The 17,196-nt window shown below is 64.6% G+C and carries 11 protein-coding genes; 5 read left to right on the top strand and 6 right to left on the bottom strand.

Features of this window, described 5'->3' with window-relative positions; genetic code table 11:
• The first annotated feature begins 4 nt into the window (after positions 1-4).
• Both CSC73_RS03835 and CSC73_RS03830 read left to right on the top strand, forming a co-directional pair.
• A complete protein-coding gene (locus CSC73_RS03835) occupies positions 5-2,494 on the top strand; it encodes a phosphoketolase family protein (protein ID WP_163839098.1) in 2,490 nt (829 codons plus the stop codon).
• The gene (locus CSC73_RS03830) at positions 2,491-3,618 is read left to right on the top strand and encodes an acetate/propionate family kinase (RefSeq protein ID WP_163839097.1); all 1,128 of its coding nucleotides are present in this window, start codon (positions 2,491-2,493) and stop codon (positions 3,616-3,618) included. The genes CSC73_RS03835 and CSC73_RS03830 overlap by 4 nt, the downstream gene beginning before the upstream one ends.
• Here CSC73_RS03830 and CSC73_RS03825 read toward each other — a convergent pair.
• Positions 3,615-6,158, bottom strand: a complete 2,544-nt coding sequence (locus CSC73_RS03825; RefSeq protein WP_163839096.1) for a cation-translocating P-type ATPase — start codon at positions 6,156-6,158, stop codon at positions 3,615-3,617. The two genes, CSC73_RS03830 and CSC73_RS03825, sit on opposite strands and share 4 nt — an antisense overlap.
• 199 nt (positions 6,159-6,357) lie before the next feature.
• Here CSC73_RS03825 and CSC73_RS03820 point away from each other — a divergent pair, with 199 nt between their 5' ends.
• A complete protein-coding gene (locus tag CSC73_RS03820) occupies positions 6,358-8,037 on the top strand; it encodes an ABC1 kinase family protein (protein ID WP_163839095.1) in 1,680 nt (559 codons plus the stop codon).
• A 98-nt stretch (positions 8,038-8,135) separates the two neighbouring features.
• Here CSC73_RS03820 and CSC73_RS03815 read toward each other — a convergent pair whose 3' ends face one another.
• The 5 genes from CSC73_RS03815 to CSC73_RS03795 are packed head-to-tail and all read right to left on the bottom strand — an operon-like array spanning position 8,136 to position 12,500.
• On the bottom strand, positions 8,136-9,035 hold the full coding sequence (locus CSC73_RS03815; RefSeq protein ID WP_163839094.1) for a 2-dehydro-3-deoxygalactonokinase: 900 nt from the start codon (positions 9,033-9,035) through the stop codon (positions 8,136-8,138).
• Positions 9,032-9,955 (bottom strand): SMP-30/gluconolactonase/LRE family protein, encoded by a 924-nt coding sequence (locus CSC73_RS03810; RefSeq protein ID WP_246197327.1) that lies wholly within the window; start codon positions 9,953-9,955, stop codon positions 9,032-9,034. The genes CSC73_RS03815 and CSC73_RS03810 overlap by 4 nt, the downstream gene beginning before the upstream one ends.
• Positions 9,956-9,959: 4 nt before the next feature.
• Positions 9,960-11,108 (bottom strand): galactonate dehydratase, encoded by a 1,149-nt coding sequence (gene dgoD / locus CSC73_RS03805; protein WP_163839093.1) that lies wholly within the window; start codon positions 11,106-11,108, stop codon positions 9,960-9,962.
• Positions 11,105-11,734: a 2-dehydro-3-deoxy-6-phosphogalactonate aldolase gene (locus CSC73_RS03800; protein ID WP_163839092.1), complete on the bottom strand. Its 630-nt coding sequence runs from the start codon at positions 11,732-11,734 to the stop codon at positions 11,105-11,107. The genes dgoD and CSC73_RS03800 overlap by 4 nt, the downstream gene beginning before the upstream one ends.
• A gap of 16 nt (positions 11,735-11,750) precedes the next feature.
• Positions 11,751-12,500 carry an SDR family oxidoreductase gene (locus CSC73_RS03795; RefSeq protein ID WP_163839091.1) on the bottom strand — a complete coding sequence of 250 codons (750 nt, stop codon included), beginning with the start codon at positions 12,498-12,500 and terminating at the stop codon, positions 11,751-11,753.
• A gap of 315 nt (positions 12,501-12,815) precedes the next feature.
• Between CSC73_RS03795 and CSC73_RS03790 the strand changes: the two genes are divergently transcribed.
• Positions 12,816-13,766 carry a LysR substrate-binding domain-containing protein gene (locus CSC73_RS03790; protein ID WP_163839090.1) on the top strand — a complete coding sequence of 317 codons (951 nt, stop codon included), beginning with the start codon at positions 12,816-12,818 and terminating at the stop codon, positions 13,764-13,766.
• Positions 13,767-14,149: 383 nt separating this feature from the next.
• Positions 14,150-17,092 carry a TonB-dependent receptor gene (locus CSC73_RS03785; RefSeq protein ID WP_163839089.1) on the top strand — a complete coding sequence of 981 codons (2,943 nt, stop codon included), beginning with the start codon at positions 14,150-14,152 and terminating at the stop codon, positions 17,090-17,092.
• Positions 17,093-17,196 lie beyond the last annotated feature (104 nt).

The raw sequence follows: 17,196 nt of genomic DNA, 5'->3' as shown, positions 1-17,196 counted from the left end.
CGCCATGATCTGCGAGGAAATACCGGAAGAAGGCCTGCTGGCCTACGGAATCTGCAGCGAGCTGGATCCGCCCACGCGGCGGCGAGTGGAAACCTTGGCCGCCGGCTATTGCGCTGCGGACCCGGCGTTCGCCCAATGGGCCGCGGGCTACGGCGTCATCATCCACGATCCACTGACCCAGACGCGCATCCATGCGTTGGCGAAGGCGCTGGTGGCGGAAGGCTCGGTACCGGACGCGACTACGGCGTACCGCCGCCTGGCGGCGGCCGATCGTCTCGCCAGCGCCGCCCTGTGGCTGGTTACGCACATGACCTATGCACGCCAGGTCAGGCTGGACGGCAGCGAACTGGCTGCCGGTGATTTCAAGCCGCACCCCGAAGGGCACACAGGCGGTTCGTTGAACATGGTGCCGGCCTACGCGGCGTATTTGGCGCTCAATGCCCTGACCGGACATACCCGGAGCTGGCTGATGGGGCAGGGGCACTGCGTGGCCGCGGTCGATGCAGTCAACCTGCTGGTGGGCAACATGGGCCCGGCGCACGCCGAACGTTATGGTCTGGACGACGCACGGCTTTCCCGCTTCGTAAGCGACTTCTATTCGTATGCCGTGGGTGCCGACGGCCATCCCGAGTCGCCGTTGGGCTCCCACGTCAACGCGCATACTGCGGGCAGCCTCCAGGAAGGCGGCTATCTCGGGTTCGCCGAACTGCACTATGCCCATGCGCCGCTGCCGGGCGAACGGCTTGTCGCCTTTCTCAGCGACGGCGCTTTCGAAGAGCAGCGGGGCAGCGATTGGGCGCCGCGATGGTGGCGGCCGGAAGACTGCGGAATCGTCGCGCCGGTGATGATCCTCAACGGCCGCCGTATCGAACAACGTACCCAGATCGCCCAGCAGGGTGGCGAGCGCTGGCTGTATGCGCATCTGCAGCTCAATGGTTTCCAGCCTCTCGGCATCGATGGGCGCGACCCGGCGAGTTTTGTCTGGGGTATCCACGCCATCGAACTGGGACAACGGGCCAGACTCGATGCCTATCGCGCCGCCGGGTCCGACAGCGGGATGCCTTTGCGATACGGAGTCGCCCAGGCGCCGAAAGGCTACGGCTTGCCGGGCGCCGGCAGCAACCGCGCGCACAATCTGCCCTTGGCGGGAAATCCAGCCAGCAACGAAGCCGCTCGCAACGAGTTCAACACGGCCTGCAGGCGTCTGCATGTTCCTGAAACCGAGCTGCGTGAAGCGCTGTCCCTCTTGGCCACGCATGATGCGCAGCGCCGGCCGCTCGAACGGGATCATGCGCTGGCGGTACGCCAGGTGCCATTGCCGAAACTTCCGGAACCCGATTGGCGCACGCCGGGCGAGACCATCGCGCCGATGGCAGCGCTCGACGAGTACTTCGTTGCGACGATAGCCGCCAATCCCGCATTACGGCCGCGCGTCGGCAATCCGGACGAGCTGCGCAGCAATCGTCTGGACCATACGCTCGACCGCCTCAAGCACCGCGTGCAGGAACCAGAGCCAGGCGTAGCCGAGGCCCGCGATGGCGCCGTCATCACCGCGCTCAACGAAGAGGCCGTGGTTTGCGCCGCGCTCGCGAACAAGGGCGGCATCAACCTTGTGGTCACCTACGAAGCCTTCGCGGTGAAGATGCTGGGCGCGCTGCGTCAGGAGCTTGTTTTCGCCCGGCAGTTGCGCCGGGCAGGGCGCGCGCCCGGCTGGTTGTCGATGCCGCTGGTGCTGACCTCGCATACCTGGGAGAACGCCAAGAACGAGCAGTCGCACCAGGATCCGACATTGACCGAAGCCTTGCTCGGGGAGATGCAGGATGGCGTGAGCGTGATATTCCCGCCGGATGCGAATGCCGCGCAAGCCGCACTGCGGGCGGTCTATGGCCAACACGGGCGCATCGCCGCCCTGGTGGTGCCGAAGCGCGAACTGCCGGTGGTGCTGGATGCCGGACAAGCCGCGGCTCTAGCGCGCGACGGCGCGCTATTCCTCGCGTACAGCCCCGATGCCGCGATCGACCTGGTCGCCACCGGTGCGTATCAACTCGCCGCGGTACGCCGTGCCTGGGAGCGACTGCGCGAACACAACGTAGTAGCCAATCTGATCTATCTTGGCGAGCCCGGCCGCTTCCGGACGCCGCGCGATGGAGCGGAGTCCGAACATATCCATGATGACGAAACCCTGCGACGCTGGTTCATGCCTGCGCAACCGCGCCTGTTCGTAACGCACATGCGCCCCGAGCCGTTCCTGGGCGCTCTGCGCCGATTGGACGATGGCCCTCGTCTTACCCGGGCACTGGGATACAGCAACCGGGGCGGCACGCTCGACGTCGACGGGCTGATGTTCGCCAACCGTTGCACTTGGGCCCATGCGGTCGAGGCTGCCGCCAAGTTGATGGAACAGCCACCGGCTGCCTGGCTGTCATCGGCGGAGTACGAAGCCGTCGCGGGATATGGCCTGCCGGCAGTGTTGTGGCAGAAGGAGCCGGCATGACGGCGTCCGGCGAGGGGTCGTTACTGGTGCTGAATCTGGGCTCGGCCACATTGAAAGCCGCGCGCTTCGACGGCTTCGGCCTCGGCACGGAAAGGCCGGGACGGCCGCAGCGGATAGAGATTGCGCTCGACCAATTCTCCGGCGATCCGCGCGCCTTGCTTGCGCAGGCAACCGATGCCCTCGGGTTTGCCGCGACGCCAGCGTGGGTGGGGCATCGTATCGTCCACGGCGGCGATGCCGAAGCAGCGCGCATTCTCGACGCCGGCGAGATAGACCGATTGCATGCGCTGGCAAGCCTGGCGCCAATGCATCAACCGCCCGCGCTGGCGTTGGTGGAAAGCGCAGCGAAGCTATGGCCGCACGCCGTTCAGTGCGGTGCCTACGATACCGTCTGGCATGCAGCGCTACCGGCCAACACGCGGCGTCTACCGGTGCCGCAACGCTGGGACGCGCTCGGTGTCCGGCGGTACGGTTTTCATGGGCTGGCGTTCGCATCCGCGATGCGGTTGCTGGCAAACCAGGACGATGGAATAGTCCGTGGCAGGGTAGTGCTGGCGCATCTGGGCGGCGGATCCAGTTTGTGCGCCGCGCAGGACGGTTGCAGCGTCGACACCACTATGGCGATGACGCCGTTGGACGGGGTACCGATGGCGACCAGAAGTGGAAGTCTCGATCCGGGAGCGCTGTTTTTCCTCTTGCGCCAGGAAGGCTTCACCGTGGATTCCCTTGAGCAAGCGCTGTATCACGAATGCGGGATGCGCGGAATCTCCGGCCAGTCGGGCGACATGCGTGAATTGCTGGCTTCCGATAGCCCGGCGGCGGAGCTGGCGCGGGAGGTGTTTGCGCTGCGGGTCGCGCAAGGGATTGCCGGGATGGCCACGCGGCTGAGCGGCATCGACGATCTGGTTTTCTCCGGTGGCATCGGCGCCAACGCAGCCGATGTGCGAAGTTCAATCGTGAAGTATCTGGCCTGGCTCGGCATGCAGCTGGACCATGACGCCAACCACCGGGAAGCAACACGTCTGGACGCACCCGCAAGCCTGATCCGCATCTGGCGTGTCGAAGTCGATGAGGAGAGCGAAATCGCAACCGCCTGCGCGCACCTTGTCACAAGCGGACCCTAGCGCACTTGCGCTGTTGCGTCGCCAGCCTTCGTCCTCGGGGCGCGCATTCCACGCCAGCCCTCGACCAAGCCCAGTACCAGCAGGGGCAACAACAGCGCCACGAGGGACAGGTCCAGCGGCGGCGGCGCGAATCGGAATGGATGCCCTGGTCCCTCAAAGCGGGTGACCAGGAGCAACAGACTCAGCGCCGAAAGCGTCACGATCCAGAACGCAGGGTTGGATTGCCGCCACCAACGCCGATGCGCGGCGCCAGCACGATTGACGACGATCAAGCCCAGATTTCCCGCGACCAATGCCGTGAATGAGAGCGCGGCCAATTGGGGGGCGGATATTCCGCTGGCGCGTCCCAGCGCATAGATGGCCGCCACCGCAACAAACACCGCTAGTCCTTGGCTGAGACTGCCGAACAGGGTCCCGGCATCGAGCAGCCGCCGGGAAGGCGACCGGGGTGGCCGCTGCATGACATCGGCTGCGGCCGGCTCGCGTTCGAACACCAACGTCGAGGCCGGATCGATGATGAGCTCCAGAAAAACCACATGCAACGGCAGCAGCATCAAGGGTCCACCGAAAAGCAACGGCAGTACCGCCAACCCGGTGATGGGCACGTGCACCGCCAGAACGTAGCGGATGGCACGGACGATGTTGTCGTAGATGACCCGACCCTGCTGGATTGCGCGCACCACGGTGACGAAGTTGTCGTCGAGCAGCACGATGGCCGCCGCCTCGCGCGCGACATCGGTCCCGCGTTCTCCCATCGCCACGCCCACATGGGCAGCCGTCAACGCGGGCGCGTCGTTCACACCGTCTCCGGTCATGGCGACGACCTGCCCATCGCGCTTCAATGCATCGACCAATCGCAGCTTGTGGTCGGGTTTTACGCGAGCGAAGACGTTGATTTCGCGGATACGCCGAGTCAAAGCGACTCCGTCGAGCGCCAACTCGCTCCCCAGCACCACTTCCCCGGAGTTCGCCAGACCCGCTTGCGTAGCGATTGCACGGGCGGTCTCCAGATGATCGCCGGTCAACATGATCACGCGCACGCCGGCCGCCTGGGCCTCGGCCACCGCTTCACGAACGCCAGCACGCAGCGGATCGGCGAACCCGAGCAAACCGCGCCATTCGAAGCCGAAACCATGTGCCGTCAACGGAAGCCTATCCGCGTCTTCGTCCCAGACCGCCGCTGCCGCGGCGAGTACCCGAAGACCTTGCCGAGCCATCTCGTCGACTTGCGCCAGGACGGTGGCCCGATGTGCGGCTTCCAGGCCGCACAGGTCGGCTATGGCCTCGGGGGCGCCCTTGCACATGACCTGAAAACCCGATGCGCCAGGCCGGCTCCAGACATGGGTCACCGCAAGCAATTCGCCGGAAAGAGGGTACTCACGAATGCGCTGCCAGCCCTCCCGGGAGAGCGGCTCGGAAAGCTTCGATGCCGCCTCGTGGATTGCCCGTTCCATCGGATCGAATGGCTGGTCCGGACTGGCCAAGTCGGCACAGGCGAGCAGGGCTCGCATGGCGGGCGAAAGGGTTTCCATCGGAGCGGTCCGCTCCTCGCCGATGACCAATTCGGCCACCGACATCCGGTTTTCAGTCAGCGTGCCGGTCTTGTCCGTGCACAACACCGTGACCGAGCCCAGCGCCTCGATCGCGGGCGCGCGGCGGACCAGTGCCTTGTGCTTGGCCATGCGCCATGCGCCCAATGCCAGGAATACGGTCAGGACTACCGGAAATTCCTCGGGGATGTTGGCCATCGCCAGCGTGATGCCCGCCAGCAAACCTTGCAACCAGCCGCCGTGTACCGCCACGTACAGCAAGGTCATCAGCAGACTGGAGCCCAGTCCGAGTGCCGCAAACAGAATGACCGTGCGCCGGATTTCCAGCTGCATCGGCGTTGGCGGCGAGCGCAGTGTCCGCAGCGCCATGCCGATCTGGCCTACGGCCGTATCGCTGCCGGTGGCCATGACTTCGGCCGTGCCATGACCAGCCACCACCAGGGTGCTGGCGCGTATCAGGTTTTCGTCCTGCTCGCCATTGGGAGAGGCCGAGCGGCGCACCGGCACTGATTCTCCGGTGAGCATGGATTCGTCCAGCATCATCTCGCTCGCGTCCAGAATGCGCGCATCGGCCGGCACCCGGTCGCCCTCGCCCACCAGGATCACATCGCCCGCCACAAGCTCGCGTGCCGCGACCCATCGCGTCTCGCCATCGCGCAACACGCACGCCCGCGGACTGCTTAGATCGCGCAGCGCCTGGAGGGCCCGTTCGGACTTGTGCTCCTGATAGACGGTAAGCGCGATGACGAGCGCAACGGATGCCACCAGAACGGAAGCTTCCTGCGGATCGCCGAGCAGGAGATAGATGCCGGCCGCGCCCACCAGCAGCAGAAGCATCGGCTCGCGCAGAACGCTCCAGACGATACGCAGCCAGTTGCGGTGGTCCGGCTGGGGCAGCAGGTTCGGCCCGTCCTGCTGCAAGCGGCGGCCCGCTTCGGCGCTGGAAAGGCCTTGCGGCCTGGCGTTCGTATCGTGGTCGATAGCATTCATCGGTGCACCATCCGATGAAGCATGACTCCATGGCTCCTTCGCGGGTTGACCTTGGTCAATCGGCAGCGTTGCGGCGACCGTCCTGGGGATTGATCCAGGTCAAGCGCTCGGGCCGGCGGAAGCCTACCCTCTGCTCACCGCCTGCAGATGAGAAGCGGCGCGAAGTCAGGGATCAAGCGGAGGGAGGAGCCGTTCGGCCATGTGGGAAACGTTGATCGCAAGCCACGACCTGGGCCGGCTCCAAACGCTGGCTGCGATTCTGGTCCGGTACGGCTTCGGCGATATGGTCAATCGATTGGGATTGGCGCAAGCGCTGACCCGCGTCGGCAAGGTCTTGCCTCTGACCGACCTCGAAGAACTGGTGGCGCTGCCGGCTCATGTGCGGGTGCGGCGCGCCCTGGAGGAAATGGGCCCCTGTTTCGTCAAGTTGGGGCAGGTCCTGGCGACGCGGGTGGATCTGTTTTCCCCGGATTGGATCGCCGAATTCAGCAGGCTGCAGAATGCGGTGCCGCCGGTCGCGTTCGAAGACATTCGCACCGAAATGATCCAGGCGCTGGGCACCGGCCTCGAATCGGCTTTTCTCTGGCTCGATCCGGAACCCCTGGCCGCCGCATCGATCGCCCAGGTGCATCGCGCCCGCCTTCATGATGGGCGCGAAGTCGTGGCGAAAGTCCGGCGTCCCGGCATTCGTCCCATGATCGAGGCCGACTTGAGGTTGCTGCAGTATGCGGCGAGCCAGATCGAAAAGAAGTTTCCGGATCTGCGTCGCTTCCACCCGGTGGGCGTAGTGCGTCAGTTCCGCGCCTCGCTGCTGTGCGAGCTCGATCTGGCCGCAGAATGCCGTCACGCCGAGCGCATCGCGGCGAGCTTCATCGGCGACGACCGCATTGTCGTCCCTTCGGTGCACTGGCCATTCACCAGCGAGCGCATGAATGTCCAGGATTTCGTCGACGGAATCCCCGTCGCCGATATCCAAGGGCTGGATGCGGCGGGAGTGGACCGCAAGCAAGTCGCGCGCACCGGGGCGCAAGCCGTATTGAAAATGATGCTGGAAGACGGCTTCTTCCACGCCGATCCCCATCCGGGCAATGTATTCGTGCTTGCCGATGGGCGCATCGCCATCATCGACTTCGGCATGGTGGGGCGCCTGTCGCCGGCACGTCGTGCGGAAGTCGTGAGCCTGTTGTTCGGCTTGGTCGAGCACGATTCCGGACGCGTCACCGAAGTGCTGCTTGAATGGACCCAGCAGTCGGACGTTGACGAGGAACAACTGACCGCCGATATCGACGCGTTCGTGGACCGCTACCACGGTGTGCCGCTGGGGCAACTCGATCTGGCGGGCATGCTGCTGGAAGTCACCGTATTGCTGCGCGCGCACCGCCTTGCGCTTCCGGCCGACCTTGCTTTGCTGATCAAGGTTTGCCTGACCCTGGAAGGGCTGGGGCGCAGTCTCGATCCTGATTTCGACATGGCGCGTCAGGCGCAGCCCTTCCTGCGTCGTGCGATGGCCGCTCAACTCGGTCCTCGGGCAGCAGTGCGACGCGGCGCGCGCGCTCTTATCGACGCCACGGGTCTGTTGGCTGCATTCCCACAGGAGTTGCGGCGGCTTTTGCGTGCGGTCCGTGGCGGCAACGCCAGGCTGCATCTGCAAATGGATCAGTTGCCGGAGTTCGGTCGGCAGGTGAGCCACTCCGCCAACCGCCTGGCTGGCGGCCTGGTGATCGCGGCCCTCATCATCGGTTCTTCGATCACCTTGACGGTGAAGGGCGGACCGACCTTGCTGGGCCTTCCGTTCTTCGGACTGCTTGGCTTCGCCGGCGCCTCGTTGGCGGGGCTGTGGCTGCTTTGGTCGATCTTCCGCAGCGGGGGAGGGCGATAGCTGCGGCGCCCAGGGGAAAGGCAATTCCGATTCCTGGAAAGACGAGCGGTACTGTCGTCCGGCAGAAGGATCCTGCCGAAAGCCTTCGCAATGGACTCCTAGGCCGGGATCAGGGATCGCGACAGGCGGTGCATTCCATGGGCCGCCAGGCTTTCGGAATGCCGCTGCACGCCCACTCCCAAGGCCACCAGTACCCTGGCATAAGCGTCGATCAAGCGGTCGTTGCCGATTAGGTGCACCTGCGCCGGGCGCGGAGTCCGCGAGAACAATCCGGAGGCGCGTACTTCGTGTCCTATCAGCAGGCCCGACAAGTACGAAGGAAGGGCCGCCTCGGAGAAGCGGCCGAACAGCCCCAGCGTGCGCACGCCGAACAGGTGGTGCAACAGCCCGCTGGCGTCGGCGCTGCGGCGCAGGCCGGCATCGAAGGCGTAGGCGTCGAAGCGTGAGTCGTCCTTGCCCATCAGTTTGCCCAGCACGCTGTGCCGGCGCATGACCGCGTAGGTTTCTCCGGTCATGGCGGTGGCGATGGCGACGATCTTCCCGTCGCGCACCGTTATCCATTTGCTGTGCGTGCCGGGCAGGCACAGCACGTGCGTGCCCTGGCGCAACAGGTCGAGCAGCGCGCAGGCCTGGGTTTCCTCGCCGCGCATGACATCGGGTACTTCGGTCGAATTCCGGTCCGCGACTCCGGGCACGAACCACAGCCTGCGCCCCGGAAATTCGGCCACCTGCACCGGCGCCATCGCCGCCGCCAGCTCGTCGAGGCCGGCCGGGCAATCCAGATAAGGCTGCTCGAACCAACCGTCGCGGCTGCCGACCATTCCGCACAGCACGATGTCCGCATCGTTCCAGGCTGCGATCAGCGGAGCCAGCGCCGCTGCGAAATCCCCATCGCACGCCAGCACGCCGCGATCGCTGCGCTGCTGTTCGGCCACGACGCCGGCGGCGTCCAAACGGTACGCGCGCAGGCTGCTGCTGCCCCAGTCGATCGCGATCACGGGAGTTCGATCCGGCTTTCCGGCAGGCCCAGCGCGCGCGGCAGCGGGATCTGCCAGATCCCTCCCGCGCCGGGCGTGCGCGCCAACTCCTCGGCGCTGTTGTCGACCCGCGCGCTGCTGATGTACAGGCGGTCGTAGGCGGCGCCGCCGATGGCGCAGCAGGAAGGATTCCTCACCGGCAGCAGCATCACCCTGTCTACCCGGCCGTCGCCGCGATAGCGCACCACGCGGCTTGCGCCCCATTGCGCGTTCCACAGATAGCCGTCGGCATCGATGATGGAACCATCGGGCGACGCGCAGGCCTGGTCGACTTCGGCGAATACGCGCGAACCCGATACCTGCGCGACGCGGGCGTCGTAATCGCAGCACAGGATCCGCGGCTCGACCGAATCGCAGTAGTACATTTTGCGGCCATCGGCGCTGAAACAGATCGAATTGGGAATGACGGCGGCGGGCAGATCCAGCCGGCGCAAACCATGTTGGCCCGAGTACTGGTAGAACGCGCCGATGGGAGCGTTGTCGCTGCGTTCGCTCTTGGTGCCGAAGACGAAGTTTCCGTTGCGGTCGCTGCGGCCGTCGTTGATGCGGGTTTCGGCGTTGCCGGCTTCCACATCGGCCAGCTTTTCCAGCGCAAGGGTTTCCTCCCGCGCATTGTCGGGATCGGTCAGGTACAGGCCCTTGGCAAGGCCCAGCAGCAACTGGCCGGTCTGGCACAGCGCCAGCGAACCCAGGCGGTCCGGCAGGACCCAGTGCCGGGTCGTCCGCACATAGGGCCGATGCATCCATAGATGCGAGGCATCGATGTCGGTCCAGAACAAGGCAGCGCGCCGTTCGCACCAGAGCACGCTTTCCCCCAGCGCACAGCGGCTATCCACGGCCAGGCTGGGGACGACGCGATCCAGGTCGACGTAGGCGTTCACCGCATCACCACTCCGCTACGCTGCCGTCGGCGTGGCGCCAGACCGGATTGCGCCAGGCGGGCGGATTCCGGCTCGCCTCGATCAACCGTTGCTCGTCGATCTCCACGCCAAGGCCGGGCTTGGGTAGCGCCGCGATGTTGCCATCGATGCACTGGAAGTCTTCCTTGTTGAGCACGTAGTCCAGCAGATCGGCGTCGCCGTTGTAGTGGATGCCGATGCTCTGTTCCTGCAGCACCGCGTTGTGGGCGACGAAATCGACCTGCAGGCAGGCGGCGAGCGCCACCGGGCCCAGCGGGCAGTGCGGCGCGAAGCCGACGTCGTAGGCTTCGGCCATGGCCGCGATCTTGAAGCATTCGGTGATGCCGCCGGCATGGGAAAGGTCCGGCTGCAGGATCGACAGACCGCCGCCGGCCAGCACCGATTTGAATTCGAAGCGCGAATACATGCGTTCGCCCGCGGCCAGCGGGATGGAGGTGGCGTCGGCCAGCCGCGGATAGTATTCGGCCTGCTCGGGCAGCACCGGTTCCTCGACGAACAGCGGGTTGTGCGGCTCCAGCTCGCGCAACAGGACGCGCGCCATCGGCACGCTGACGCGGCCGTGGAAGTCGATACCGAAATCGATGGTATTGCCGAACGCCCGGCGGATCTCGGCGACCTTGGCCACGGCCGCATCGATATTGCGCGGGCTGTCGATCAGCTTCAGCTCCTCGGTGCCGTTGAACTTGAAGGTGTCGAAACCCAAAGCCCGGTACGACTCGATCTGCGCGATGATGTCGGCCGGCCGGTCGCCGCCGACCCAGCGGTAGGTTTTCATGCGGTCGCGCACGCGTCCGCCCAGCAATTCGTACACCGGCACGCCCAGCACTTTGCCCTTGATGTCCCACAGCGCCTGGTCGATGCCGGCGATGGCGCTCATCAGGATCGCGCCGCCGCGATAGAAGCCGCCCCGGTACAGCGTTTGCCAAAGATCGTTGATGCGCGACGGATCCTTGCCGATCAGGTAATCGGACAATTCATGCACGGCCGCTTCCACCGTCTGCGCGCGGCCTTCGATGACCGGTTCGCCCCAGCCGCTGATGCCTTCGTCGGTTTCTATCTTGAGGAACAGCCAGCGCGGCGCGGCGTGGTAGGTGCTGAGGCGCACGATCTTCATGGCATGGATTCCAGATAGGCCCGCTTGAAGGCGCGCGCGGCCTGACGCGTGCGCTCGACCGCCTGGCCTGGTTTGTAGAGCTCGCCGCCGATGCCCGCACCCGCGCTGCCGGCGGAGAGGAAATCGGCAAGGGTAAGGGGCGTGACGCCACCGACGACGAACAGAGGGACCGGAGGCAGCACCGCGCGCAGGGCGCGTACGTGCTGCGTTCCGTAAGTGGAAGCGGGAAAAAGCTTGAGCATCTGCGCGCCGGCGTCGAGCGCGGCGAAGGCTTCGGTAGCGGTGGCGAAACCCGCCACCACCTGCAGCCCAAGCCGCACCGCGTGGCGTATCACCGCCGGATTGGTGTTGGGAGTGACGATGAAGCGCGCGCCCAATGCGTGCAGCGCATCGACATCGCGCTCGTGCAGTACGGTGCCGCCGCCTATCCAGGTACCGCTGCCGGCTTCGCGAGCGGCGGTGCCGATGCTGTCGGCCCAGTCGGGCGAGTTGAGCGGGATCTCGATGGCGTCGTAGCCTTCTTCCACCAGGGCCCGCACATGCGCCGACGCCTCGTGCGCGTGGATGCCGCGCAGGATAGCGATCAGCGGCAGGCGAAAAGGAGAAGCGGCGGATTCGATGCTCATGCGCGGGCCGGTCGCCTCACTCGTGGTAAAGCTGCGAGCGGCCGCCATCGATGAGGATGTCGGTGGCGTTGATGAAGCGCGCTTCGTCGCTGGCCAGGAACAGCGCGGTGTGCGCGACTTCCTCCGGCGTACCGATGCGTTTTGGCGGCAGCAGTTCGGTCTGCGCGCGGCGCGCGGCTTCCGGATTGGGCTGCGAGGCGAACCAGGCTTCGATGCGCGGCACCAGGATCAGGCCGGGCGAAATGGAATTGACGCGGATGCCGCGCGCGGCGTATTCGATGCCCAGCGAGCGGGTCAGGCCGATCAGGCCGTGCTTGGCCACCGGGTAGGGAAACGCGCCGGGGATGATTTTGTGGCCATGCACCGAGGCGATGTTGACGATGGAGCCGGCGCCCTGTTCCAGCATCGACGGCAGTACCGCGCGCGCCATGTTCCAGGCGCCCTTGAGGTTCAGCGACAGGCAGCGTTCCCAATCGGCATCGCTCAACGACAACGGCTCGGAAAACACATCGGCGCCGGCGTTGTTCACCAATACGTCGATGCGGCCATGCTGGCCCAGTATCTGCGCCACCGCAATGTCAATCGACTCGGCATCGGTGACATCGGCGAGCAGATGAGCGGGATTGTCGGTGAGCTCCGGCGAGGGATTGCGGTCCAGGCCGAACACGTGCGCGCCGTGCGTGGCGAACAGGCGTGCGGTGGCAGCGCCTATGCCGCTGGCCGCGCCGGTGACCAGCGCTACCTTGCCTTGCAGCCGCGCGTTCATCGCTGTTCCCCTGCGAAGGGGAATTGCGGCAGGAAGCGGCTTGGCGTCTTGCCTGGCTCGGTTTGCGCCATGGACCCTCCCGGTTCGCAGCGATAGTTCGGTGCCCGCGCCTTTGCCTTGTGCCGGAAGGTGCCCGTGCGCGACTTGTAATAGCGGTTCCATTGTTCTTCGTGGCCGTGCCCTACGGAATGGCGCGGCAACGCTGGACCAGCGTGGCATAGGGTTGCCCGCGTTAGCTATGTACGACAAATGAAATTTTCGTCATATGCTATTCCCCGTACATATAGCTTGCTGAACGTCCCAGGGAGTACAGCCATGGTCCAACCCTCAACCAGCTGGTTCAGCGCCTCGCGGCTCAAGACCCGCCACCTGTTGCTGCTGTTGCACCTGTACGAACAGCGTTCGGTGCTGCGCGCGGCCGAGGCGGCCAACATGACCCAGCCGGCGGCTTCCAAGCTGTTGTCGGAAATGGAAGGCATCCTGGGAGTGCCGCTGTTCGAGCGCCATGCGCGCGGGGTGGAGCCGACCTGGTATGGCCAGGTGTTGATACGCCGGGCGCGCTCGGCCTTGTCGGAAATCGGCCGCGCCCACGATGAAATAGCGGCCATGCGCAATGGCCGCATGGGCCAGGCGTCGATTGGCACGGTGGTCAATCCCGGCACCACCCTGGTGCCGCAAGCCATCGCTGCGGTGAAGCGCGACTTCCCCGACATTCTGATCCGGGTGGAAATGGACTATAGCCGGCCCTTGGTGGCCAAGCTGCTGGATGGACAGCTGGACATCGTGATCGGCCGGATCCTGGGCCCGGAAGGGGCGGGCGATCTGGAGTTCGAGCCGCTGGCCGACGAACCGCATTCGGTGATCGTCAGGGCCGGGCATCCGTTGACGCAGCAGAGCAGGGTTACCCATGCCGACCTGATCGATTACGGCTGGATCATGCCGCCGGCCGCCAGCGTATTGCGCGCGCGCCTGGATTCGATGTTCCTGGAGCATGGCCTGGCGCCGCCGCAGAACATCATCGAAACCGCTTCGCTGCCGGTCATCATCCATCTGCTGCGGCACAGCGATCTGCTGACCGCCCTGCCTGCCGAATCCGTGGCCCCCTACCTGCAGACTGCGCAAATGCAGGTCTTGCCGATCGAACTGGGCGTGCGCATGGAGTTCTTCGGCATCATCCGCCGCCGCGACCAGCAACTGTCTCCGGGGGCCGAGCGCGTCCTGGAAGCGCTGCGCGCCACAGCGCGCCAGCTATATCCGGACCTGTAATCGATTCCACCGGCTGAATGCCGGAAGCGTTTGGTTCCGTATTCAAAAACAACATAGCTTCCGCTCAATATTTCATTGGTATGGAATGTTGAGAGCAGCCTATGCTCGCCTCGGAAGTCACATTTAGCTGTTTTTTTGTTAGCGCTACCACGTGAGAGCAGTAACAGATCCGCAATGTGTCGGATGCCGGAGGCAAGGGCATCGCGACAACCCGAGAGGACGAGGGACTACAACACGCGGGGAACCGGCAGAGGGCCGGGATCGGGCCCGGAAGCATCAAGAGGCAAATCACTTCACAACACAAGAGCACGGCCGGGCGCAAAAAACGCACAGGTCCGAAAACCAGCCAATCGTTCGTCAAGGTGTCCTGGGAGGGAACAACCATGTCAACGCGCCAAAGCCGTACCCCGGCAAGCCGCACCAATTTCCGTAAATTCCAACACTCCGCCATTGCTTTGAGCATTGCCGCGCTGCTCAGCGCCAATGCCTATGCGCAAGAGTCCCAGGCCGCCGCGGACGGCACGGACGAGAAAAAAGAAGCCGTCGATCTGGACGCTGTCGTCGTCACCGGCATCCGTGGTTCTGTGTACAGGGCGCAGGACATCAAGCGCAGCGCAGACACCTTCGTCGATTCGGTCACCGCGCTGGACATCGGCGCGCTGCCCGACCGCAGCGTCACCGAAACGCTGTCTCGCATCCCCGGCGTGACCATCGACCACTTCCTGTCGGTGGGCGATCCGGAGCACTTCTCGGCAGAAGGCAGCGGCGTGCAAGTCCGGGGCCTGACCCAGGTCCGTTCCGAACTCAACGGCCGCGACAGCTTCTCCGCCTCCGGCGGCCGCAACTTGAGCTTCGGGGACGTGCCTTCCGAGCTGATGGCTGGCGTCGACGTCTACAAAAACCAGAAGGCCGACATGATCGAGGGAGGCGTGGGCGGCAGCGTGGATCTGCGCACCTTCATGCCCTTCGATTTCGACGGCCAGAGGATCAGCGGTACCCTCAGCGAGAACTACGGCGACTTCGCCGAGGAATACAAGCCTACCGTCTCCGGCCTGTACAGCAATACGTGGGATACCAGCATCGGCAAAGTCGGCTTGCTGGTCGATATCACGCATTCGGAGCTGGCGACCCGCACCGACGGCATGTTCGTGCGGCCGTTTTTCCAGAACGACAACAACGATCTGAACGGCGACGGTACCAACGAGGCACTCTGGCTGCCACGCGGCGCCGACTGGCGCACGCTGGAGTACGAACGCAAGCGCGATGGCGCCTATGTCGCCCTGCAATGGCAGCCCAGAGACGACGTCGAACTTTACGCAACCGCATTCCAGAGCAAATACGATGAGCTCTGGAACGAGGATGCGATCTTCGTCTCGAACGATCCCCTTGCGGTGGCGATTGACGCCAGCCAGCCGTATGAACTGGACGGCGATGTGTTCCGTTCCGGCCGGCTCACCCAGCCGGGCGGCGTCCCCATGGGAACGGATATCCGCGCCTCCCACCGCAAATCCAAGACCACCGACTTTTCCTTCGGTTTGAAGTGGTCGCTCAGTGACGCCACCGAACTGACCACCGATTTCCAGTACATCAAGGCCACCACCAAGAGCCTGGATTCCACGGTGTCCCTCGGCGTCAACGTGCCCTATATCGACGTCGACCTTCGGGGCGGCAGGCCGACCATCGGCGTCGACGAGCAGTTCACGGGAAATCCCGCCAATTACTATTGGGGTTTCACCATGGACCATCAGGACGACAACGAGGCCGAGGAACTGGCCTGGCGCGCCGACCTCAAGCACAGCTTCGACAGCGGCTTCATCAAATCGGTCAAATTCGGCGTGCGCCTGACCGATCGCGACGCCACCAGCATCGATACCGGCTACAACTGGAAGCCGGTGTTCCAGACCTGGATGCAAGGGTGGGCGCTGCCGAGCGGCGCGATGCCGCCGCTGGATCTGAACGGTACGATCAACTCCAGCCTGGTGCATCTGAATACATTCGATAATTTCTATCGCGGCGACGCCAACACGCCGGGCGGCTTCTATGCGCCCGTTCTGGCGACTGCGCTCGGATTTCCGGGCAGCTACCAGGCTATCCACGATGCCGCCGCTCCGTATTACAACTGCTGCATAGCGTACTCAACGACGGAACTGGACGATCTGCACACCAACGTCCAGGCCGAGACCACCGAAGCGGCCTATCTGATGGTGAACTTCGGTTTGGACGACGCGCGTCTGGACGGCAACGTCGGCGTGCGCGTGGTGCGCACCGAGAACGCCGCCAGGGGTTTTCTGATCTATCCGAATGTCGCCTATGCGCCCTATCTGGGTGCCGGTGAATCGGAGCCCATCACGGCCGAAAATTCGTATACGGACGTGCTGCCCAGCCTGAATCTGCGCTGGGAATTCGCCGACAATCTGATCCTGCGCTTCGCGGCCTCCAAGGCCATCGCCCGCCCGAATTTCAGCGACATGCAGGCCTATCAGGTCCTGAACGCCGACGTGCGCGACGGCGTCACGCCGCCGACCGACGGCAGCTCGCTGCCGCCCAGCGATCTGGAGCTGACCGGCAGTTCCTTCGACAATCCTTACCTGGAGCCGATGAAGTCCAACCAGTTCGACTTGTCGCTGGAGTGGTACTTCGATCCGGATCACGGCGGCATGGCCTGGATCAACCTGTTCCACAAGGACGTCTCGGACTATTTCCGCCGCCAAACGCAGTTGGTTTCCTATCCGGGCGCCGATGGAAACGACTACGACTACCTGATCACCCGTCCCGTGAATGTCGGCACCGCGCGCATCCAGGGTGCGGAGATCGGCTGGAACCAGTTCTTCGACTTCTTGCCTGCGCCGTTCGACGGATTCGGAATGTCGGCGAACTACACCTACATCGACAGCTCGACCAAGGTGCCGAACAATCTGGATACGCAGCCGGTCGACACCGATGGCTCGGTGTTCGGCGATCTGCCGGCCGACGGCCTGTCCAAGAATTCCTACAACGTGGCCGCGTTCTACGAGAAGGGACCCTGGCAGATCCGTTTGGCCTACAACTGGCGCAGCAAATACCTGCTGTCGATCGGGCCCAATGGCTACAACGGCGGCGACAACAACATCGCCTGGAAGCTGCCGGTGTACAGCGACGACTACGGGCAGCTGGATGGCTCCATCTTCTACAAGTTCAACGATCACATCACGCTCGGTCTGGAGATGAACAATCTCAACAACGCCGAACAGCGCACGATCATGGACCAGAACGGAGCTGGCAGCCGCGTCACCTCCTGGTACGTGAACGACACGCGCTACGCCGCGACCCTGCGCGTGACGTTCTAAGCGTGTCCGAAGAAGGGGAGGCGTTTCCTCCCCTTCTTTCGTCGACGAATCGCCTCCTGCTCAAGGAGTACGCCATTGGCACCATTCGCGGTGCGAGGAGCGCG

This window comes from Pseudoxanthomonas sacheonensis, from assembly GCF_010093305.1.
In the GTDB taxonomy this organism is placed as follows: Bacteria; Pseudomonadota; Gammaproteobacteria; order Xanthomonadales; family Xanthomonadaceae; genus Pseudoxanthomonas_A; species Pseudoxanthomonas_A sacheonensis.
This window is presented reverse-complemented; position numbering and strand designations above follow the sequence as displayed.

Excerpts from the sequence above, each read along its gene's own strand:
- CSC73_RS03825 (WP_163839096.1), bottom strand. The coding sequence starts at position 6,158 with ATGAATGCTATCGACCACGATACGAACGCCAGGCCGCAAGGCCTTTCC.
- dgoD (WP_163839093.1), bottom strand. The coding sequence starts at position 11,108 with ATGAAGATCGTGCGCCTCAGCACCTACCACGCCGCGCCGCGCTGGCTG.
- CSC73_RS03790 (WP_163839090.1), top strand. The coding sequence starts at position 12,816 with ATGGTCCAACCCTCAACCAGCTGGTTCAGCGCCTCGCGGCTCAAGACC.
- CSC73_RS03830 (WP_163839097.1), top strand. The coding sequence starts at position 2,491 with ATGACGGCGTCCGGCGAGGGGTCGTTACTGGTGCTGAATCTGGGCTCG.
- CSC73_RS03800 (WP_163839092.1), bottom strand. The coding sequence starts at position 11,734 with ATGAGCATCGAATCCGCCGCTTCTCCTTTTCGCCTGCCGCTGATCGCT.
- CSC73_RS03785 (WP_163839089.1), top strand. The coding sequence starts at position 14,150 with ATGTCAACGCGCCAAAGCCGTACCCCGGCAAGCCGCACCAATTTCCGT.
- CSC73_RS03820 (WP_163839095.1), top strand. The coding sequence starts at position 6,358 with ATGTGGGAAACGTTGATCGCAAGCCACGACCTGGGCCGGCTCCAAACG.
- CSC73_RS03835 (WP_163839098.1), top strand. The coding sequence starts at position 5 with ATGATCTGCGAGGAAATACCGGAAGAAGGCCTGCTGGCCTACGGAATC.
- CSC73_RS03795 (WP_163839091.1), bottom strand. The coding sequence starts at position 12,500 with ATGAACGCGCGGCTGCAAGGCAAGGTAGCGCTGGTCACCGGCGCGGCC.